This window comes from Pseudomonas sp. MOIL14HWK12:I2, from assembly GCF_000510745.1.
Classification (GTDB): Bacteria; Pseudomonadota; Gammaproteobacteria; order Pseudomonadales; family Pseudomonadaceae; genus Chryseomonas; species Chryseomonas oryzihabitans.
Genome location: NZ_KI783314.1, coordinates 170,553 through 190,313, shown reverse-complemented (window position 1 = coordinate 190,313; position 19,761 = coordinate 170,553). Strand labels below are relative to the sequence as shown.

19 protein-coding genes and 1 pseudogene are annotated in these 19,761 nt (G+C 67.2%); 10 read left to right on the top strand and 10 right to left on the bottom strand.

Annotated elements, in window-relative coordinates; translation table 11 throughout:
* Window positions 1–4 precede the first annotated feature (4 nt).
* From PSK12I2_RS0121990 to PSK12I2_RS0121980, 3 genes are all read left to right on the top strand, one after another.
* Entirely contained in the window at window positions 5–1,126 is a 1,122-nt protein-coding gene (locus tag PSK12I2_RS0121990; RefSeq protein WP_027600103.1) for a PPE repeat-containing protein, read from the top strand.
* 125 nt (window positions 1,127–1,251) lie between these two features.
* The gene (locus tag PSK12I2_RS0121985; protein WP_027600102.1) at window positions 1,252–1,734 is read left to right on the top strand and encodes a hypothetical protein; all 483 of its coding nucleotides are present in this window, start codon (window positions 1,252–1,254) and stop codon (window positions 1,732–1,734) included.
* A gap of 69 nt (window positions 1,735–1,803) precedes the next feature.
* On the top strand, window positions 1,804–2,619 hold the full coding sequence (locus tag PSK12I2_RS0121980; RefSeq protein ID WP_027600101.1) for an SDR family oxidoreductase: 816 nt from the start codon (window positions 1,804–1,806) through the stop codon (window positions 2,617–2,619).
* Here PSK12I2_RS0121980 and PSK12I2_RS0121975 read toward each other — a convergent pair.
* Window positions 2,616–3,776 (bottom strand): sensor histidine kinase, encoded by a 1,161-nt coding sequence (locus PSK12I2_RS0121975; RefSeq protein WP_027600100.1) that lies wholly within the window; start codon window positions 3,774–3,776, stop codon window positions 2,616–2,618. The two genes, PSK12I2_RS0121980 and PSK12I2_RS0121975, sit on opposite strands and share 4 nt — an antisense overlap.
* Before the next feature lie 78 nt (window positions 3,777–3,854).
* Window positions 3,855–4,106 carry a hypothetical protein gene (locus PSK12I2_RS24285; protein ID WP_051398784.1) on the bottom strand — a complete coding sequence of 84 codons (252 nt, stop codon included), beginning with the start codon at window positions 4,104–4,106 and terminating at the stop codon, window positions 3,855–3,857.
* Window positions 4,107–4,324: 218 nt separating this feature from the next.
* On the opposite strand from PSK12I2_RS24285, the gene PSK12I2_RS0121965 reads away from it, so the two are divergent.
* A complete protein-coding gene (locus tag PSK12I2_RS0121965; protein ID WP_027600099.1) occupies window positions 4,325–5,422 on the top strand; it encodes an alpha/beta fold hydrolase in 1,098 nt (365 codons plus the stop codon).
* A 9-nt stretch (window positions 5,423–5,431) separates the two neighbouring features.
* Here the strand turns inward: PSK12I2_RS0121965 and PSK12I2_RS0121960 are convergent, their stop codons facing one another.
* The 6 genes from PSK12I2_RS0121960 to glnH form a co-directional block, all read right to left on the bottom strand.
* Window positions 5,432–5,932 carry a GNAT family N-acetyltransferase gene (locus PSK12I2_RS0121960; protein ID WP_027600098.1) on the bottom strand — a complete coding sequence of 167 codons (501 nt, stop codon included), beginning with the start codon at window positions 5,930–5,932 and terminating at the stop codon, window positions 5,432–5,434.
* 76 nt (window positions 5,933–6,008) lie between these two features.
* A complete protein-coding gene (locus tag PSK12I2_RS0121955) occupies window positions 6,009–6,914 on the bottom strand; it encodes a MurR/RpiR family transcriptional regulator (protein WP_027600097.1) in 906 nt (301 codons plus the stop codon).
* Window positions 6,915–6,924: 10 nt separating this feature from the next.
* Complete coding sequence (locus PSK12I2_RS0121950) at window positions 6,925–7,962, bottom strand: acyl-CoA--6-aminopenicillanic acid acyl-transferase (RefSeq protein ID WP_027600096.1); 1,038 nt, start codon at window positions 7,960–7,962, stop codon at window positions 6,925–6,927.
* A 12-nt stretch (window positions 7,963–7,974) separates the two neighbouring features.
* Entirely contained in the window at window positions 7,975–8,697 is a 723-nt protein-coding gene (gene glnQ / locus PSK12I2_RS0121945) for a glutamine ABC transporter ATP-binding protein GlnQ (protein ID WP_027600095.1), read from the bottom strand.
* On the bottom strand, window positions 8,694–9,350 hold the full coding sequence (glnP, locus tag PSK12I2_RS0121940) for a glutamine ABC transporter permease GlnP (protein ID WP_027600094.1): 657 nt from the start codon (window positions 9,348–9,350) through the stop codon (window positions 8,694–8,696). Before glnP ends, glnQ begins: the two co-directional genes overlap by 4 nt.
* 30 nt (window positions 9,351–9,380) lie before the next feature.
* Entirely contained in the window at window positions 9,381–10,124 is a 744-nt protein-coding gene (gene glnH, locus PSK12I2_RS0121935; RefSeq protein WP_027600093.1) for a glutamine ABC transporter substrate-binding protein GlnH, read from the bottom strand.
* 229 nt (window positions 10,125–10,353) lie between these two features.
* Here glnH and PSK12I2_RS0121930 point away from each other — a divergent pair, with 229 nt between their 5' ends.
* Both PSK12I2_RS0121930 and PSK12I2_RS0121925 read left to right on the top strand, forming a co-directional pair.
* Window positions 10,354–11,682, top strand: a complete 1,329-nt coding sequence (locus tag PSK12I2_RS0121930; protein WP_027600092.1) for an aspartate aminotransferase family protein — start codon at window positions 10,354–10,356, stop codon at window positions 11,680–11,682.
* A gap of 12 nt (window positions 11,683–11,694) precedes the next feature.
* Window positions 11,695–12,255: a carboxymuconolactone decarboxylase family protein gene (locus PSK12I2_RS0121925; protein WP_027600091.1), complete on the top strand. Its 561-nt coding sequence runs from the start codon at window positions 11,695–11,697 to the stop codon at window positions 12,253–12,255.
* A 407-nt stretch (window positions 12,256–12,662) separates the two neighbouring features.
* On the opposite strand, the gene PSK12I2_RS0121920 is transcribed toward PSK12I2_RS0121925, so the two are convergent.
* Window positions 12,663–13,832 carry an MFS transporter gene (locus PSK12I2_RS0121920; protein WP_027600090.1) on the bottom strand — a complete coding sequence of 390 codons (1,170 nt, stop codon included), beginning with the start codon at window positions 13,830–13,832 and terminating at the stop codon, window positions 12,663–12,665.
* Between the two features lie 96 nt (window positions 13,833–13,928).
* On the opposite strand from PSK12I2_RS0121920, the gene PSK12I2_RS0121915 reads away from it, so the two are divergent.
* Entirely contained in the window at window positions 13,929–14,822 is an 894-nt protein-coding gene (locus PSK12I2_RS0121915) for a LysR family transcriptional regulator (protein ID WP_027600089.1), read from the top strand.
* A 5-nt stretch (window positions 14,823–14,827) separates the two neighbouring features.
* Here the strand turns inward: PSK12I2_RS0121915 and pip are convergent, their stop codons facing one another.
* Window positions 14,828–15,808: a prolyl aminopeptidase gene (pip, locus tag PSK12I2_RS0121910; RefSeq protein ID WP_027600088.1), complete on the bottom strand. Its 981-nt coding sequence runs from the start codon at window positions 15,806–15,808 to the stop codon at window positions 14,828–14,830.
* 370 nt (window positions 15,809–16,178) lie between these two features.
* Here pip and PSK12I2_RS0121905 point away from each other — a divergent pair, with 370 nt between their 5' ends.
* The 3 genes and pseudogenes from PSK12I2_RS0121905 to PSK12I2_RS25670 all read left to right on the top strand — a co-directional run bounded on the left by PSK12I2_RS0121905 (window position 16,179) and on the right by PSK12I2_RS25670 (window position 19,689).
* Complete coding sequence (locus PSK12I2_RS0121905; RefSeq protein ID WP_027600087.1) at window positions 16,179–17,591, top strand: sugar porter family MFS transporter; 1,413 nt, start codon at window positions 16,179–16,181, stop codon at window positions 17,589–17,591.
* A gap of 154 nt (window positions 17,592–17,745) precedes the next feature.
* Window positions 17,746–18,834 (top strand): annotated as a pseudogene (locus tag PSK12I2_RS25675) (cache domain-containing protein); the annotation flags it as partial.
* An 87-nt stretch (window positions 18,835–18,921) separates the two neighbouring features.
* The gene (locus tag PSK12I2_RS25670; protein WP_371099676.1) at window positions 18,922–19,689 is read left to right on the top strand and encodes a methyl-accepting chemotaxis protein; all 768 of its coding nucleotides are present in this window, start codon (window positions 18,922–18,924) and stop codon (window positions 19,687–19,689) included.
* Window positions 19,690–19,761 lie beyond the last annotated feature (72 nt).

The following is a 19,761-nucleotide window of genomic DNA, read 5'->3' as shown; positions in this document are numbered from 1 at the left end:
CCCCATGCAAACCTCCCGCTCCCTCATGGTCGCGTTGCTGCTAGCCAACACCGGTGCCGCCTGGGCCGCGTCCAATACGGCCAACGTCCAGCAGAACGGCGGCTTCAATGTGGTGAACCTGAACCAGGGCAGCGAGCTGTCGGCGCGCAACCAGGCGGATATCCAGCAGAGCGGCAGCTTTCTCAATGCCCAGGTAACCCAGCAGAACGATGCCGATGACCGCGTGCGGGTGGTGCAGACCAATGCCAGGAGCGCGGTCGAGGTCAATCAGGTCTGGGGGTCGCAGCGCCTGGTGGATATCGAGCAGCGCGATGGCGGCTACGACCGGGTGCAGGTCGATCAGGGACCGGGCAGCGGCAACGAGACGGTGGTGCGCCAGAGCGGCTTGCGGCAGGACACCTATGTCCATCAGGACGGTGGCTATCATCGGATCGACATCGAGCAGAGCAGCTACGCCGCGGGCCAGAACACCCTGACGGTCCGCCAGGATGGCCTCAACGGCAAGCTGGATCTGGCTCAACACGGTGACCGCCAGGACCTGCAGGTGACCAGCTTCGGCCTGCGCAACGAGGCCTGGGTGAGGCAGACCGGCGAGGACTCGAGCACGATCGTCGAGCAGCGCGGCAACGACAACTACATCGGTCTCAAGCAAGGCGGCGAGCGGGTGGATTCCAAGGTGGTGCAGGAGGGCAACGGCAACGATGCCCGGGTTCGGCACTCCAGCAGCTACTCGCGGCCCAGCACCGTCGACATCGCCCAACGCGGCGATCTCAACCGCGCCGACGTGAATGTCTATGGCGTGGGCAGCCAGGTGACCCTGGCGCAGACGGGTAACGGCAATGGCGCCGCCGCCATCGTCTCGGGCGAGGGTAACCAGCTGGATCTGGCGTCCAATGGCGACGCCAATGGCATCAATGCCTATTACCTGGGCAACGACGGCCAGCTGAAGGTCGATCAGCAGGGCGACAACCTCGGGGTGACGGCCTACGTGACCGGTAATGCCTCCACCATCACCGTCGCCCAGACCGGCGGCCAGCACACCGCCAACCTCACCCAGAACACCGCGGGCAATGCCATCAACCTGACCCAGAGCGGCTTTTCCAACCACGCGGTCATCAGCCAGTAATCAGGGGATCAGCGGGGCCAGCCCCCGCGCTCTCCGGCGGCGGCTGAGGTTGCTGCCGCCCTGCTCACTCAATCTCTGCCCCACACGGCCGTTACCCTTGAGATGTACCTTTCAAGGAGTCCGCGATGTCCAGCACGCTGTCGGTGAATGGCATCGGCCACGGTATCTTGCGCGCGCCCACGCTCCGGCTGGGTGGCGCGACGGCCAAGCCTACTGCCGAAGAAGAGGCGGCCAAGGTCGAGCAATCCAAGAAGCCCAAGGGCATCGGCAAGCCCAATCCGCTGAACCAGATCAAGGACCAGGCCGAAGCCGACGCTGCCCCTGCCAGCGAGAAGGGCAGCACCGGCAACAAGACCCTGGATACCCTGCAAAAGGCCATCGACATGGCCAAGCGGCAACTGGAGCTGGCGCAGAAGCAATTGCGCGCGGTGGAAGCCCAGAGCAAGGGCGGCAGCAAGGCCGAGCAGGAAGCCAGCCAGGCTGCGCGCGAAGCCGCCCAGGCCAATGTCGCCGCCGCCAGCCAAGCCCTGACGACGGCCTACGCCGCCTATACCGAAGCCCTGAAGAAAGCCGGCGAAAGCACTGGCGGAGTGAGCGCCAAGGCCTGATGCTGGCCCCCTGACCCGACCGGCTGGACTACCCTCGGATGCCTGTCACGATCTGGAGGGCGTATTCCCATGGCAGCCAAACTCAAGGAAAAGACCGCCCTGGTCACCGGCGCGGCCCAGGGCATAGGCGCCGCCATCGCCCGGGCCTTCGTGGCGGAAGGCGCCTTCGTCTATGTCACCGACCTCAACGCCGAGCTCGGCCACGCCGTCGCAGCCGAACTGGGCGACCGTGCCTGCTATCGGCCCCTGGATGTGCGCCTGGAGGCCGACTGGCGGCGGGTGACCGGGCAGATCCTCACCGAGCGCGGTCGGCTCGACGTGCTGGTGAACAACGCTGGTATCACCGGCTTCGAAGAGGGTGTGGCGGCCCACGATCCGGAACACGCCCGGCTCGAAGACTGGCACGCGGTGCATCGCACCAACCTCGATGGCGTCTTTCTCGGCTGCAAGCATGGCATCCGCGCCATGCGTCCGGCCGGGGCCGGGTCCATCATCAATATCTCGTCGCGCTCCGGGCTGGTGGGTATCCCCGGCGCGGCGGCCTATGCCTCGTCCAAGGCGGCCGTACGCAATCACAGCAAGACGGTGGCGCTCTATTGCGCGGAACAGGGCCTCGCCATCCGCTGCAATTCGATCCACCCCGCCGCCATCCTCACGCCGATGTGGGAGCCCATGCTGGGCGATGGCCCGGATCGCGCGGCACGCATGGCGGCGCTGGTACGGGACACGCCACTGCGACGCTTTGGCCGCCCCGAAGAGGTGGCGGCCGTGGCGCTGCTGCTGGCGTCCGATGAAGCCGCCTACATGACCGGCAGCGAGCTGAATCTGGATGGCGGCCTGCTGGCCGGTTCGGCGGTGACGCCGGCGGTGGTCGAGGCCCCCTAGCCCTTCACCCTGAAGCTCAACTGCAACTCTGTGCCGCGCTCGCCGGCGCGGGACCATTGGGCGTGGGCGCCGATCTGGCCGGCGAGGCCCTCGATCAGCTTCATGCCGGTGCCCGAGCCGGGCTTGCGGGCGGAGGTCTGCAACGGCAGGCCCTTGCCGTCGTCCTGGATGCGCACACGCCAGGTGTCGTCCTCGGCGAGATCGATGTCCACCGCCAGCAGGCCGCCCTCGCCGTCGAAAGCGTACTTGAGGCTATTGGAGGCGAATTCGGTGAGGATCATGCCCAGGGGCACGGCGGTGTCCGGGTCCAGGTCGACGTCGGCGATGTTGATCTGCAGCCGCACCTGGCCGGAGTGCTCCTGGTGCAGGTGGCAGAGATTCTCCAGCAACTGCATGACGAAGGGCCGCAGCCGCAGTTGCTGGGCGGTGTTGGCCGCATAGAGCTGCTCGTGGACCAGGCGCAGGGCGTCGATGCGCGCACCGATGCCCTGTAGCTCCTGGCGGGCCTCGTCGGACTGGGCCGCGCGGGATCTCAGCCAGACCAAGCCGGCGATGATGGCGATGTGGTTCTTGATGCGGTGCTGCATCTCCTGCATCAGCCGGGTGTTGGCCTGCAGGGCGTCGTTGAGGTCACCGCTCTTGAGCAGGCGGTCGATGACCGGGCCGAGGATGGTGGCGTAGGTGCGCAGGAATTCCACGTCTTCTTCGCCGAAGTCCCGCGGCTCGCGGGCATCGACCTGCAACAGGCCATAGGGCCGGCCGCCGGGCAGGAAGATCGGCACGTTCACCAGCGCCTGGACGCCGTGCTCGCGCAGGAAGTCGGCCAGGTCGAAGCGCTCTTCCTGGTGGATGTTCGGGGTGATGACCGGGCGGCTGACCTTGATCGAATAGGCTTCGGAGGAGCGCTCGCCGAGGGACACCTTGGCCTGGCCCACTACCCCGGGTTTCCAGCCGACCCCGGCGCGGACCAGCGCCTGGTGCTCGCCGCGCTCGATCTCCAGCACCTTGGACAGTTCGGTGCCGAGGGCATCGCCCACCAGGTGGCAGGCGCGCATGAGGATCTCGTCCAGATCCTCGCAGCGCAGCGCGAAGTCGCCAAAGTCCGCTAGCAGCTTCTGCCGCTGGGTCAGGGCCTGGACCCGCTGTTCATCGTTCATCGAAGGCTTTCCTTCTGGCATGGGCAAGGCACCGGGAGAACGGCGTCAGCGGGCGCTGACCCGGGCCGCCCGCTGGCGCTAACCGTCCGGATAGATCTCGTCCGCCGTGATGGCCGGCAGGCTGCCGATGGCGCGCAATTCGTTGATGGCGTCGCGGATCACCTCGTAGAGCAGCGCGGTGTTGCGCACCAGGGTCTGGTTAAGCACGCGCGACACCCGCGCCGGCCGGGCGGGATCGATGAGGGTGATCAGCAGGTTATCGCCCTGGGACTGGATCTCGTGCTTGATGGGCGGGTCCAGCGCCGCCAACTGGCTTTTGAGGGCTTGCATGGGGCCAGGTGTTCTCCAAATGCTGTTGCTCCTTCCGACTCGACCACAGGCGCCGGCGTTCCGGCGCTTCGCTCGCCAGGCCGCACGGCGTCCTGCCTGGCGAGCGCTGTCGGGCGTCTCCGCCGGCTGAGTCGAAGCCTCCGGGGTGAGTTGTCACCGGCGCCGTTCGGCCTTATAAAAATCCACTGCTCATCGTTATCAGCGAAGGAACGGCGTCCATGGATAGATTCCTCAAGGCGCGCAAGGTCGTTGGCGCCCTTTGCTCCGCTTTGACCCTGCTGGTGCTGCTGAGCGCCCTGACGGTCCAGGCGGCCGACTCGCCTACGCCCGTCTCAGGCGACTTCGTGGTGCCACGCTTCACCTTCCACACCGGCCAGACGCTCGACAACTTCCGCCTGCACTATCTGACGCTGGGAAAACGCGGCAACCCGGCAGTCCTGGTGCTGCACGGCACGGGGCAACAGGCGGCGGCGATGCTGAGCACGGATGTCGGCGGCCAGTTGTTCGGACCCGGGCAGCCGCTGGATGCGAGCAAGTTCTTCATCGTGATTCCGGATGCCATCGGCACCGGCAACTCCACCAAGCCGTCGGATGGCCTGCGCGCCGCCTTTCCCCACTACAACTACGCCGACATGGTGCAGGCGCAATACCTGCTGCTCACCCAGGGACTAGGGATCAGGCACCTGCGGCTGATCATCGGCAATTCGATGGGGGGCATGCAGACCTGGCTGTGGGGCGGCCTGCACCCCGGCTTTGCCGATGGCCTGGTGCCCATGGCGGCGCAGCCGACGGAGATGGCCGGCCGCAACTGGATCATGAGGCGCATGCTGGTGGAGTCCATCCGGCAGGACCCGGCCTGGAACCAGGGCAATTACCAGACCCAGCCGCCGTCCCTGCGCCTGGCCAAGACGATGTTCGAATTCGCCACCAGTGGCGGCACCCTGAACTACCAGGAGATCGCCGGCACCCATGCCCAGGCCGATGCGCTGGTCGACAAGCGCCTGGCGGCTTCGGTGGCCGTCGATGCCAATGACTTCATCTACCAGTGGGAGTCCTCGGCCGACTACAACGCCGAGCCGGGACTGAGCAAGATCAAGGTGCCGGTGCTGGCCATCAACGCGGCAGACGACGAGCGCAATCCACCCGAGACGGGCCTCATGCAGGCGGCGCTCAAGCAGGTGCCGAGCGCCCGCTACCTGCTGATCCCGGGCAGCGCCGACACGCGCGGGCACGGCACCACCGGGCTCGCCAGGCTCTATGCGGCGGAGCTGGCGCAATTCGTCGAAAAGCTGCCCAGCGCCCCTGCCGGGCGTTAGGAACCTGGCCTAGAGCGGGGTCGTTTCTTCCTGGTAGATCCGCAGCCCGCGCGCCTGGTAGTTGGCCAGTGCCGCCGGGTGATCCAGGGTGCAGGTGTGCACCCAGACGCGCTCGGTGCCAGGCCACTCCCAGGCGGAGCGCAGGGCATGGCTCAGCAGCGGACCGCCGAAGCCAAGGCCCATGAAGGCGCCGACCAGGCCGAAGTAGCGGATCTCGACATTGCGGCCGTCCGGGCGGTACAGCTCGTAGTAACCGGCGATGGCGCCACGGTGATAGGCGACCCAGGTGCGATGCCCGTCCTGCTCCACCAACGCGCGCCATTGGGCGTCGCTCCAGCCGTTCAGATCGGTCCAGTCCCAGGCCTGGCCGACCAGGGCATAGAGAAAGCGATTGAATTCGGGTTGCGGCACCTCGCACTCGACGATCTGCAGGTCGGGCCGTGGCGGCTTCTCGCGCAACTCGGTCGAGGCCGTCATTTCGAGGTAGAAGGTGGTGCAGGTCCGGTCCATCGCCAAGACTCCCTGGAAAAGGTCAGCGCCGATTGTGACCAGACCCAGGGGTGCGCTGCCAGTCTGATTGCGACCCTTAGAGGGACGCATTGAGCTCGGCGATCAGGGTTTCGCGGTATTTGAGCGCCTCCACCGAAGCCTCGCCCAGGGAGCTGGCGACGGCGCTCAGCAGTCCTTCGGCGAGCAGCATGAAGGCGCACATGCTGTTGCTGAAGAACAGGCTGCGATTGGGCACGAAGAAGCTGTGGCGAGCGGTCTTGGCCAGCGGCGAGCTGGCCGAGTCGGTCAGGGCGATGACGGTGATGCCGTGGCGCGCCGCCACCTCGGCGGTGGCCAGCACGCTGGGGGTGTAGGGAAAGCAGCTGGCGACCACCAGCACATCGCCAGTCTCCAGTTGCGCCAGGGCATCGGCCACGCCCTGGCGACTGGAATCCAGGGCGCCGACGTCCGGGCGCAGCATGCCCAGGCCGTAGGCCATGAACAGCGCCAGGGAGTTGAACTGGCGCATGCCGTGGATGCGCACTCGCTTGGCCTGGCTGAGGCTGGCCACCACCGCTTCGAAGGTGGCCGGATCGACCTGTTCGATGGTGCTGGCGATGTTGGCGCTCTCCTGGCGACCGAGCCGGGTGAGTTGCGCCAGGGTGCCCTTGTCGTCGGCGCCGACCACCAGTTGCGAGGCCTGGTCGCTGTAGAAGCTGCGGCCCTCGGTCAGCTCGCGGCGAAACACGTCCTGCAGCTTACTGAAGCCCGAGTAGCCCAGGCGCCGGGCCAGCCGCGACAGGGTGGAGGCATTGACGTCGACCTGCTCGGCCAGCTCGGTGATAGAGGACACCGCGGCCCGTTGCGGCGCCTCGATGAGGGCGGTGAGCACCCGCACCGAACTGCTGCCCAGGGCGATGTCCACCTCGCCTGCTTCGATAGCGACCAGCAGCGCTTTCAAACCGCCTACCGTGTCAGGCGCCAGGGCGCTCGCTTTGCTCATCGACCTTCCGTCATCGGGGAATGGAGACCACGCCCGCCGCGTCGGCCGTTGCCGTCGCCGCGCGGGTGTGCACGCGCCATTCTACCGTGCTGGCCCCGAGGATGAAGACGGCGGTGGCCAGGGTATTCTCGTCGTCCGGATCGTCGGCGGCGCAGCGGTAGATGGGCAGGTCGGCTACGGCGGTGTCGCGCAGGATGTCGAGGGCCTGGGCCGGCGAGAGGTCGGTGCCTAGCGATGCCAGGCGCGCCTCCACCTGCCGCTGCCGTGCCCCGGAGCTGCCGGTGATGCGCTGCCCTACCCCGTCCAGGGCGGCATGGACGATATGGTTGGCATGCCCGCCGGGCCGCTCGGTCTCGACCACGGCGGTAGCCGCGGCGCTGGCCTCGACACTGACCACCCGCGCCGAGCCGGCCTGGCCGAAGGTGTGGTGGAAGGCCCCGGCGCGTGGCTGGAAGGAGACCGCGGCGATGGCTTCGTCGACCGAACGGGCATCGAGGGAGGCGCGGCCGAGGATCTGCCGTGGCACGCCGGCCGGAATCTCGGTGGGCCTCAGGTTGTTGACCGTGGCGACCACGCCATGGGCGTTGACCGCGAAGGTGTGGCCGGGGATGGAGCCCGGATAGACGAAGCTGGTGAAGGCCACACCCTCGTCGGGGTTGACCTCGACCAGGGCGCAGTCATCGCGCAGTTGCGGCAGGCCGTCTTCGTTGTGGGCGATCAGGGTGCCCTGGGCGGTCCGGCCGTACACCGTGGTGCAGCCGTCCACCGCGGGCAGCCCGGGGAAGTCGCCGCGGCAATTCCACAGGAAGACTTCCGCCAGCGGCAGTTGCAGGCCGGCGGCGAGGCCTTCGAGTTCCTGCCAGTAGCGGGGGAAGTGCTGGCGCACCAGGGCCTGCATCAGCTGGGCCTTGTCCGTATCGGCCTGACTGGCCAGCCACTGCCAGAGCGGCAGCGGGCGCAACTTGGCATGCACCGCGGCACGACCGAATTCGCCCAGGCCGAAGCCGATGTCATGGGCGCTGCCGGAAAGCTGGAGTCGAGCGAGCATCGTGGGTCGGCCTCAGGAAACGTGCTGGAGGAATTCGCGCAGGCGCGGACTCGGCGGATTGGCGATCAGCGCCTTGGGCTCGCCGTCTTCGGCGATCCGGCCCTTGTCGATGAAGATCAGCCGGCTGGCGACCTTGCGCGCGAAGTCCACCTCGTGGGTGACGATGACCATGGTCATGCCTTCCTCGGCGAGTGCCTTCATCACCGTGAGGACTTCGTGGCGCAACTCCGGATCGAGCGCGGAGGTGGGCTCGTCGAACAGCATCAGCTTCGGCTTGACCGCCAGGGCGCGGGCGATGGCGACCCGCTGCTGCTGGCCGCCGGACAGCTGCGACGGATAGTGCTCGGCGCGCTCGGCCAGGCCGACCTTGGCCAGCAGCTCCCGCGCCTGGGCCTGGGCCTCGGCCTTGCTCGCGCCGCGCACGCGGATCGGCCCGAAGGCCACGTTTTCCAGGGCGGTCATCTGCGGGAACAGGTGGAATTGCTGGAACACCATGCCCGCCTCCTGGCGGATCAGGCGCTCGTCAACCTTGGGGTCGTTGACCTTCAGGCCATCGACGATCAGCTCGCCGGAGGTGATCTCTTCGAGTTTGTTGATGCAGCGCAGCAGGGTTGACTTGCCCGAACCGGACGGGCCGATGATCACCACCACTTCGCCACTGGCGATGCGTAGGTCGATGTCGTGCAGCACCTGGGTGCTGCCGAAGTGCTTGGAGACGTTCTTGAATTCGATCATAGGATTTTCATCCTCGCTTCCATGACGCGCAGGGCGTAGCTGAGGACCAGGGTGATGACCAGGTAGATCACCGCCACCGCCGTCCAGATCTCCATCGCGCGGAAGTTGCCGGCGATGATTTCCTGGCCCTGGCGGGTCAGTTCGGCGACGCCGATGACGATGAACAGCGAGGTGTCCTTGATGCTGACGATCCACTGGTTGCCCAGGGCCGGCAGCATGCGGCGGAAGGCCAGCGGGGCGATGACGTATCTCAAGGTGTCGCGCCGAGACAGCCCCAGGGCCAGGCCCGCTTCGCGGAAGCCGCGGTTGATCGACAGCACCGCACCGCGGGTGATCTCGCCGATGTAGGCGCCCGAGTTGAGCATGATGGTGGCGACCGCCGCGCCGAAGGGATCGATCCGCACCGGGATCATCAACGGCAGGGCGAAGTAGATGAACATCACCTGCACCATGATCGGGGTGCCACGGAAGAGTTCGATGAAGACGAGGGCTACCCGGCTGCTGAGGAAACCGCCGTAGGCGCGAGCGAAGCCCGCGACCACGCCGATCACGGCGCCACCCATCAGGCCCAGGATCGAGATCCAGAGCGTGAGCTTGGCGCCGTCCAGCAGGACGGGGAGCGCATCCCAGATGGCGCTCCATTGGAATTGCATGCTGATGACTCTCTCAGGGACGAAGACGGATTACTGCGGCTGGGTGCCGAACCACTTCGCGTAGATGCGCGCATAGGTGCCGTCTTCACGCAGCTTCTTGAGCGCCGCGTTGACCGGCTCGCGCAACTCGCTGCCCTTGGGGAAGCCGATGCTGTATTGCTGGGCCATCATCTGGCTGCCCACGGTCTTCACCTGGCCGTCGCCGGCGGTCTTGATGTAGTAGAGGACGTTGGGGGTGTCGTGCATGGCGGCGTCGACGCGGCCGGTGCGCAGCTCCAGGTAGGCGTTGTCGATGTTGGGGAACTGGCGCAGTTCCTTGGCCTTGAAGTGGGCCTTGGCGTAGTCGGCGGCCGAGGTGCCGCTCTTGACCGCGACGGTCTTGCCGGCCAGGTCGGCCTCGCCCTTGATGCTGTCGTTGTCGCTCTTGACCATCAGCAGGAAGCCGCTGTCGTAGTAGCCGTCGGAGAAGTCGATGACCTGCTTGCGCTCTTCCTTGATGGTGATGCCGGCCAGCGCCGCGTCGACGTTGCGGGTCTGCAGCGCCGGGATGATGCCGTTGAAGTCCATGGGCTTGAGCTGATAGGTCACCCCCAGCTCCTTGGCGATCGCAGCCCAGAGGTCGATATCGAACCCCACGTATTCGTTGCCCTGCTTGAACTCGAACGGCACGAAGGCCGTGTCGGTGGCGATCAGCAGCTCCTTGCCCGCCGCCTGGGTGGTGCATGAAAGGGTGAAGGCAATAGCGGCCAGCGATGCTTTGAAGAAGGTCTTCATCGTCTTTCCTCAGCTAGGGGTAGTCTCGGTCACCGCAAATCGGCGCGAGGGAAAGCGGCAGTAAAGGGCGTCGGGTGGGCTCTATTCTTGTTGGTTGGCAGCGGCGTGCCAGAGCGGGCGGCGAGCCGGTGGCCGCGAATCCGCAAGGGACTCCTGCATCGCTCGCATGCAAATATCCGTTGCCTTGCAAAACGATGCAAGTAATATTTGCACATCACCAGGAGGGTCTATGAGCCACGTACTGCACCGCAGCCTCACCCACACCTACCCCACCGCGGTCGCCGGCGACGGGCCCTATCTGATCGATCGCGACGGCCGGCGCTATCTGGACGCCAGCGGCGGCGCCGCCGTGTCCTGCCTGGGGCACAGCGACCAGGAAGTCATCGCGGCGGTGCGCAGGCAGATCGGCACCCTGGCCTATGCCCATACCTCCTTCTTCACCACCGAGGTGATGGAAGAGTTGGCCGACTTCCTGATCGCCCGCGCCCCGGCCGGCCTGGAGTCGGTGTACTTCGTCTCGGGGGGCTCGGAAGCCGTGGAAACGGCGCTGAAGCTGGCCCGGCAGTATTTCGTCGAGATCGGCCAGCCGGGGCGCCGGCACGTGATCGCCCGGCGGCAGAGCTACCACGGCAACACCCTGGGCGCCCTGGCCGCCGGCGGCAACGAATGGCGACGCCAGCAATTCCAGCCGCTGCTGATCGAGGTCAGCCACGTCAGCCCCTGCTACGCCTATCGCGAACAGCGCGCCGACGAGAGCGACGAGCACTTCACCACCCGCCTGGCGCAGGAACTGGAAGCGGAGATCCTGCGCCTGGGCGCCGACGAGGTCATGGCCTTTGTCGCCGAGCCGGTGGTGGGTGCCACCCTGGGCGCGGTGGCGGCCGTGCCAGGTTACTTCAGGAAGATTCGCGAGGTCTGCGATCGCCATGGCGTGCTGCTGATCCTCGACGAGGTGATGTGCGGCATGGGCCGGACCGGCTCGCTGTTCGCCGCCGAACAGGAAGGCATCACCGCGGACCTCATCACCATCGCCAAGGGCCTGGGCGCCGGCTATCAGCCGATCGGCGCGACCCTGCTCAGCGGCCGCATTCGCGACGCCATCGCCCAGGGCTCCGGCTTCTTCCAGCATGGCCATACCTACATCGGCCATGCCACGGCCTGCGCCGCCGCCCTGGCGGTGCAGCAGGCCGTCGAGCAGCGCGGCCTGCTGAGTCGGGTCGACTACCTGGGTGACAGCCTGCAGACCAAGCTGGTCGCGCGGCTGGGCCAGCATGCCAATGTCGGCGATATCCGCGGGCGCGGACTGTTCCGCGGTCTCGAGCTGGTCGCCGAGCGCGAGAGCAAGACGCCCTTCGCGCCGGAACTCAAGCTGCACGCCCGCTTCAAGAAGCGCGCGATGGAGCTGGGCCTGATGTGCTATCCCATGGGCGGTACCCTGGATGGCCGGCGCGGCGATCACATCCTGCTGGCGCCGCCCTTCATCCTGGAGGACCACCATGTCGACGAGATCGTCGACAAGCTGGCGGACACCCTGGATTCCGTACTGGCCAGTCTCTAGAGGACGCTCACCATGCCCATTTCGTCGCGGCTGACGCCCCTGTCCGAGCAGAACACGACGCCCGAGCAGCAGCGGGTGCTGGACGACATCCTCAGCGGCCCCAGAGGCAATCTCGACGGCCCCTTCCTGGCCTGGGTGCACAGCCCGGCGCTGGCCGATCACGCCCAGCGGCTGGGTGCCTTCTGCCGCTATGGCACCCGGCTGGAGTTGCGCCTCACGGAGCTGGCGATCCTCACCACCGCGGCCTGGTGGCGCTCCCAGGCGGAGTGGCAGATCCACGAACCCATCGCCCGCCAGGCGGGGTTGCCGGATCAGCTGATCGAGGCGCTGCGGCAGGGCACCGCGCCGGTCTTCGATACCGCCGAGGAGGCCTGTGTCCATGCCATCGGCGCAGCGCTCTATGACACCCGGCGGATTCCCGCAGACCTCTATCGCCAGGGGGTGGCGCTGTTCGGTGAAGCCGGCATGGTCGAACTGGTGGGCGTCTATGGCTACTACAGCCTGGTCGCCATGACCCTCAATGCCTTCGCGGTGGATAGAGGCGGCGAGGCGCCGCTTCCCTTCGCCGAATGAGGCAGGCCGCGGACCAATGCCCTTCAGTCAGAGTCCACACTGCGCTTCCAGCTCCTTGATGACACGACAAAACGCCTTGCTCTCCTCGCAAGAACGCGGCGTTTTGGTAACTGATCGGCATGAATCGATGCCAGGCTGTTGCATGGGCCACTATCAGGATTTCCACTGTTCCCGCTTCATCGCGGCCATGCCGGTGCGCCGGAGCGACCGCTCCTACAGAGACACGATGTAGCGCCCCCTCTCCCTTAGGGAGAGGGTTGGGGTGAGGGAAAACCCTATCGACGACCTCCCGGTGGAAAAGGCTGCGCCGTTTTCCACACTACGGGTCCGTCGGCTATCGCGGCCATGCCGGTGCGCCGTAGCGACCGCTCCTACAGACATCAGGCCTCGGATCGGTCTACGCGCGGCTATCTCGCCATCACAGCGTCTGCGGACCGACCGCGCCAGGCCAGCGCCAGGGTCATCAGCAGGCCCAGGGCGGCCATGCCGGCGCCGGCCAGGGAGATCGCCGGATAGCCGAGACCGGCGTCGATCACCGCGCCGCCCAGGGCCGCACCGAGGGCATTGCCCAGGTTGAAGGCGCCGATGTTGACCGCCGAAGCCAGGTTGGGGGCGTCCTTGGCGGCTTCCATCACGCGCATCTGCAGCGGCGGCACCAGGGCGAAGCTGGCGATGCCCCAGACGAGGATGGCCACGGCGGCCGCCAGCGGCCAGCGCATCAGCACGCTGAAGGCCAGCAGCACCACGATGAGCACGCCCAGGGAGGCGATCAGGGTGCGGTCGATGGATTTGTCCGCCGCCTTGCCGCCCCAGAGGTTGCCCAGGGTCAGGCCAACGCCGAACAGCACCAGCATGGCGGTGATGAAGGCCGTGGAGCCATGGGTCTCGCGGGCAAGGATCGGCGCGATATAGGTGAAGACGGTGAACATGGCACCGGAGCCGACCACGGTCAGCCCCAGGGCCGCCAGCACCGGCGGGCGACCCAGCACGCGGATCTCGGCCAGTACCCCGTCGCTCGGCGGCAGGGCCACGTTGGGCAGGGCGAACCAGAGCGCGGCCATGGTCAGCAGGCCGAGACCGGCGATGCCCCAAAAGGCCTGGCGCCAGCCGAGCAACTCGCCGAACCAGGTGGCCAGGGGCACCCCGCCGATGGTCGCCAGGGTCAGACCCATGAACATGGCGGCGACCGCCCCGGCGCGCTTGTCCGGGGCGACCACGCTGGCCGCCACCAGAGCGCCGACGCCAAAGAAGGCGCCATGGTTGAGCGAGGTCACCACCCGGGCGATCAGCAGGCTGGTGTAGTCGGTCGCCAACGCCGACATCAGGTTACCGAGGGTGAAGATGGCCATCAGGCCGATCAGCAGATGACGGCGCGGAATGCGGCCGGTGGTCAGGGTCATCAGGGGCGCGCCGATCAGTACGCCCAGGGCATAGGCGCTGATCAGCAGGCCCGCCGCCGGAATGGACACGCCAAGATCGGCGGCGATGCCCGGCAGCATGCCCATGGGTGCGAATTCGGTGACGCCGATGCCGAAGGCACCGGTGGCCAGGGCCAGCAGGGGTGGATTGATACGCATGGGAGAGGCTCCTTATCTATGCTGCGAATGCTAAGCTCCCCGCTCAAGCGCCGGTAGACGGCGGTTTTGGCATGCACCTTTGCCCTGGAGTCACAAGTGGATCTGAATGGTCGCTCGGGAGAGATGGCGGTATTCGCCCAGGTGGTGGAGGCCGGCAGCCTGTCCGCCGCCGCCAGAGCCCTGCACCTGACGCCTTCGGCGGTGAGTCGCTCCATCGCCCGTACCGAGCAGCGCCTCGGCACGCGACTGCTGTTGCGCACCACCCGGGCCATCACCCTCACGGTCGAGGGCGAGGCCTATCTGCGCGCGGCGCGACGGATCCTGGCGGACCTGGCCGAGGTGGAAGACGCCATCGCCGACCAGGGCGTACCGCGTGGGCGCCTGCGCGTCAGCGCCGCCCTCGGCCATGGCCGCATGACCATGGTGCCGCTGGTGGCGGCCTTCAGCGCCCGCTATCCGGACATCGTCGTGGACCTGGCGCTGGGCGACGAGGTGGTGGACATCCTCGCCGGCCAGGCCGACGTGGCGATCCGCTTCGGCCAGCTGGCCGACAGCCCCCTGAGCGCCCGCCCCATCGGCGTCACCGGGCAGGTGGTGGTGGCCTCGCCGGCCTATCTCGCCCGCCACGGCACACCCCAGGTGCCGGAAGACCTGCTCGAGCACAATTGCCTGAGATTCAACTTTCGCCGCGCCCTGCCCGACTGGCCCTTCGTCCGTGATGGCCAGGCCTTCGCCTTGAAGATCAGCGGCAACATCGAGTGCAACAGCGGCGAGGCCCTGGCGCTGCTGGCCCGCGAAGGCGCCGGCATCGCCCGCATCGGGGAATTCAGCGTGGCCGAGGACCTGCGCAGCGGCGCCCTGGTGCCTTTGCTGGAGGCCTGGAATCCGGGCGATCTGGAGCCCATCCACGCGGTCTTCGTCGGCGGCTCGACCATGCCGGCGCGGGTACGGGTGTTCGTGGATTTCCTGGTGGAGCGGCTGGGCAGCTGACGCCCTCAGGCAAAGCGCCCGTCCCTCTTGAAACGCTCCGTGGCTTCGATCAGGGCACTGGTAGTGCCGGGCTCCGTGGGCGCGTGCCCGGCGTCGTTGACGATCTTGAGCACCGAGCCGGGCCAGGCCTTGTGCAGCCGGTAGGCGGAATTCGGCGTGGCGATCATGTCGTGGCCGCCCTGGACCAGGTAGCAGGGCAGTTGGCGGATGCGCGCCAGGCCCTGGATCAACTGGTCCTCTTCGAGAAACAGCTGATGCTTGAAGTACCAGGCGTCGAGCACGGCCATGCCCAGCGTGGTCTGCTCGTCGGCGGCCTGGGCTTCCACGCCTTCCGGATCGTGGCGCAGCAGGGAGCAGCTGGCCGAGTAGCGCACCCAGGCCCGGGCGGCGTCCAGGCGCGCCTGCGGGTCTTCGCCGAGCAGACGTTCGAGGTAGGCGTCCAGAGCGGCATCGCGCCGGTCTTCCGGAATCCAGCTGACGAAATCCTCGTAGGCACGGGGGAAGAAGCGGCGCATGCCGTGCAGGTACCAGTGCACCTCGTCGGCGGTGCCGAGAAAGATGCCGCGCAGCAGGAAACCCAGGCAGCGCTCGGGGTGGGCCTCGCCATAGGCCAGCGCCAGGGTGGTGCCCCAGGAGCCGGCGGTGAGCAGCCAGCGCTCGATACCCAGGTGCTCGCGCAACCGTTCGAGGTCATCGATGAGGTGCTGGGTGGTGTTGTCGCGGGTTTCGGCCAGGGGGGTGGATCTCAGGGCGCCGCGCTGATCGAACAGCACGATGCGGTAGTGGTCCGGATCCCAGAAGCGCCTCTTGCTGGGCTCGGCCCCTTCGCCGGGTCCACCGTGCAGGTAGACCACCGGCACGCCCTGGGGATTGCCGCATTCCTCCCAGTAGAGTTCGTGCAACGCGCTCACCCGCAGCCGACCGCTGCGGTTGGGCTGCTCGATTTCCGGAAAGAGCTGGTAGGTGACGGCGCAGGGTGCATCCATGGTCGTTTCTCAGGCGGGCTTCGAGGTAGCTGAGCCAGCGCCGGCCGCCCGAGTTCCAGTCGAAGCGGCGCCGCAAAACGGCTGCCTGCCGCACCCGTGCCGGGCTGCACGCCAAGCGCCGGTGGGCTTGCGGGGCTCAAGGCGGGCCCTTCGCGAAAACCCCTCGCGCCGCGCCTGCGGCGCGGCCCGTTGGTCGGAACGGGACTGCCACGCGCCCTGGGGAACTCCAGCCGGCATCCCCGCCCTAATCCCCCACGCCTGCACTCGCGGCGCCCCTTCGCTGACTCGAAACGTTGCATTCGTTCGCTTCGCTGGCCTGGAGGCGCCCGCTGCCGGCCCCCTTCGTGTCTTGCCAGGATCCCGCTCTGCCATGTCCGCTTCCGCTTCCCCCGCCGTCGACCCCGACCAGAAGGCTTCGGCCCGCCGGCTGATCTTCATTACCGTGCTGGTCGCCACCATGGGCGCCCTGGCCTTCGGCTACGACACCGGCATCATCGCCGGCGCCCTGCCCTTCATGACCCTGCCACCCGACCAGGGCGGCCTGGGCCTCAATGCCTATACCGAGGGGCTGGTCACCGCCGCCCTGATCGTCGGCGCGGCCTTCGGTTCGCTGGCGGCGGGTTATCTCGCCGACCGCTATGGCCGCCGCACCACCCTGCGCCTGTTGTCGATCCTCTTCGTCGTCGGCGCCCTGGGCACCGCGGTGGCGCCCTCGGTGGAACTGATGGTGGTCGCACGCTTCGTGCTCGGCCTGGCGGTGGGCGGCGGGTCGGCCACGGTGCCGGTGTTCATCGCCGAGATCGCCGGCCCCAAGCGCCGCGGGCGCCTGGTGAGTCGCAACGAACTGATGATCGTCAGCGGCCAGCTGCTGGCCTATGTGCTCAGCGCCCTGCTCGCCTGGCTGGTGCACGACAACGGCATCTGGCGCTACATGCTGGCCATCGCCATGGTGCCGGGCATCCTGCTGTTCGCCGGTACCTTTCTCTTGCCCACCTCGCCGCGCTGGCTGGCGGCCAAGGGTCGGATCGAAGAAGCCGAAGCCGTGCTGGAACGCCTACGCGACACCCCCGAGGAGGTGCAGCGCGAGGTCGAGGAAATGCGCGAGAGCGAGGAACAGGCGAAACATCGGCCGCCATTGCGCGAATTGCTGAGCCAGGGCTGGGTGGTCAAGTTGCTCCTGCTGGGCATCGGCCTAGGCTTCGTCGCCCAGTTCACCGGGGTCAACGCCTTCATGTACTACACGCCGATCATCCTCAAGAGCACCGGCATGGGCACCAGCGCGGCCCTGACTGCCACCATCGGTAACGGCGTGGTCTCGGTGATCGCCACCCTGCTCGGCATCTGGGCCATCGGCCGCGCCGGACGGCGGACCTTGCTGCTGATCGGCCTGGTGATCGTGGTCGTGGCGCAGCTGGCGCTGGGCAGCGTGCTGCTGTGGCTGCCGCAGGACCTCACCCAGAGCTACCTGGCGCTGGCCTGCATCCTAGTGTTCCTGCTGTTCATGCAGATGTGCATCGCGCCGGTCTACTGGCTGCTGATGTCCGAGCTGTTTCCCAACCAGGTCCGTGGCCTGCTGACCGGGGTGGCGGTGGCCGTGCAGTGGCTGTGCAACGCCACCGTGGCCTTCAGCTTTCCGGTGGCCCTGGAAGCCATCGGCAACTACACCTTCTATGTCTTCGCCGCCATCAACCTAGGTTCGCTGCTGTTCGTCTATTTCTGCCTGCCGGAGACGCGCGGCAAGTCCCTGGAAGAAATCGAACGTCATCTGAAGAAAGAGTTATAGCGGGTCGTTAGCCGACCGATCGGCGATTTTCCGGCTTGTTACGGACCAAATGGAATAATTTCTCATCCCGTATCAAGTCGGACTTATCCGGGCCGATGCAGAGTGAAGGCATGTCGCCGTCATTCTTCGCGCCAGGGCGCGACCGGGGCTTTCGATGAACATCAAGCAGAAACTCACCTCGCTTTTCGCGGTAACCGCCTGCCTCCCGGTGATCCTGGTGGCGGGCGTGGTCATCATGAACGTGCGCAGCCAGGCCACCGGCGATTTCCTCGACGGCAGCGGGCGCGAAATCCGCCAGATCGATCGCAACATCCAGCAGTTTTTCTCCGGCATCCAGCAGAACGTCGACTTCCTCGCCAAGGAGCCGAACATCGTCGCGCTGCAAGGCCTGAAGAACTACAGCGGCGCCGACGCCGCCCAGTTGCCGCAGCCGGAAGCCGGCCAGCAGGCGCTGGCCTATTTCACCCGCTTCGCCAAGACCCACCCCACCACCGCCTACCTGTCGGTCGGCCTGGCCGATGGCGGTTACGTCAGCTGGCCGGACGACGCCAAGCTGGCCAACTACGATCCGCGCGTGCGCCCCTGGTACCAGGCGGCCATGAACAATCCGGGCAAGGTGGTGCGCACCCCGGCCTACTACTGGGCGACCGACGACGTCTCCCTGATGGGTGTGGTGCGGACCATGGAAGACGCCAGCGGCAAGGTCCGCGGCGTGGTGGGCCTGGACATCTCGCTCAAGCAGCTCACCGATCTGGTCAAGAGCATCACCCTGGGTCAGAGCGGCTACCTGCTGCTGGTGGAAGACAGCGGCAACGTGCTGGTCGACCCGCGCGACCCCAAGCACAACTTCAAGCAGCTCAAGGAGCTGGGTGACGCCTACCAGACCCTCAGCGGCATCCAGAGCGGGCTGGGTGAGGTCAACCTCAATGGCACCGACTACATGGTCAACGTCTATCCGGCCAAGGATCTGGGCTGGAAATTCATCGGCCTGATCGAGCGCAGCGAAGTCATGGGCAAGGCCACCGCCCTGACCTGGCAGATCGCCGGCATCACCGCGGTGCTGGCGCTGCTGTTCGCCGTGCTCGGCGCCGCCTTTGCCGGCATGATCGTGCGGCCGATCCGCGGTGTCTCCGCCGGCCTCGAATCCATCGCCCAGGGCGAAGGCGATCTGACCAAGAGTCTCAGCGTCCAGGGCAAGGACGAAACCGCCACCCTGGCCGGCTGGTTCAACCAGTTCCTCGCCAGCATCCGCCAGCTGGTGCAGCGCATCGGCCAGGCCTCCAACGACCTGCAACAGGCCTCGCAGACCACCACCCAGGCGGCGATCAGCATGAACGAGGTCGCCGGGCGCCAGCGCGAAGCCGTGGAGCTGGTCTCCACCGCCTTCAACGAGATGGTCGCCACCTCCAACGAGGTCGCGCGTTCCTGCAGCCAGGCCGCGGCCTCCGCCGACGCCGGTCATCACAAGGTGCAGGAAGGCTACGGCCAGATCGAGAAGGCCACCGGCAACGTCAACCAGCTCAGCGGCAGCCTGGCCCAGTCGGCCCAGGCCATGGCGGTGCTGGAACAGGACAGCCACAACATCAACACCATCCTCGACACCATCCGCGGCATCGCCGAACAGACCAACCTGCTGGCGCTCAACGCCGCCATCGAAGCGGCGCGGGCCGGTGAGCAGGGGCGTGGCTTCGCCGTGGTGGCCGACGAGGTGCGGGCCCTGGCCAAGCGCACCGCCGACTCCACCGGCGAGATCGACGGCCTGCTTGGCAGCCTGGCGCGGCGCACCCAGGAGGTCACCCGCCAGATCGAGACCAGCCTGGAGCTGTCGCAGACCAGCGTGGCCTCCATCAGCGAGGCGCGTGGCAGCTTCGAAGGCATCCGCCAGTCGGTGGACGAGATCCGCGACCAGGCCCTGCAGATCGCCGCGGCGGCCGAGGAACAGCACCAGGTGGCCGAGGACATCAACCGCCACATCGCCCAGATCCACGACGATGCCCAGCAGGTGGAAGGCCTGGCTCAGTCCACTACCCGCGACTCCTCGCGGCTGTCGCAACTGTCGGGCGAACTGGACGGCCTGGTGCGGCGCTTCAAGGCCTGATGACTGTTTGGCGGTAGCAGAAGCCCCGCGGGTGATCCCCCGGGGCTTTTTGTTGGCCGGGATTCCGGGACG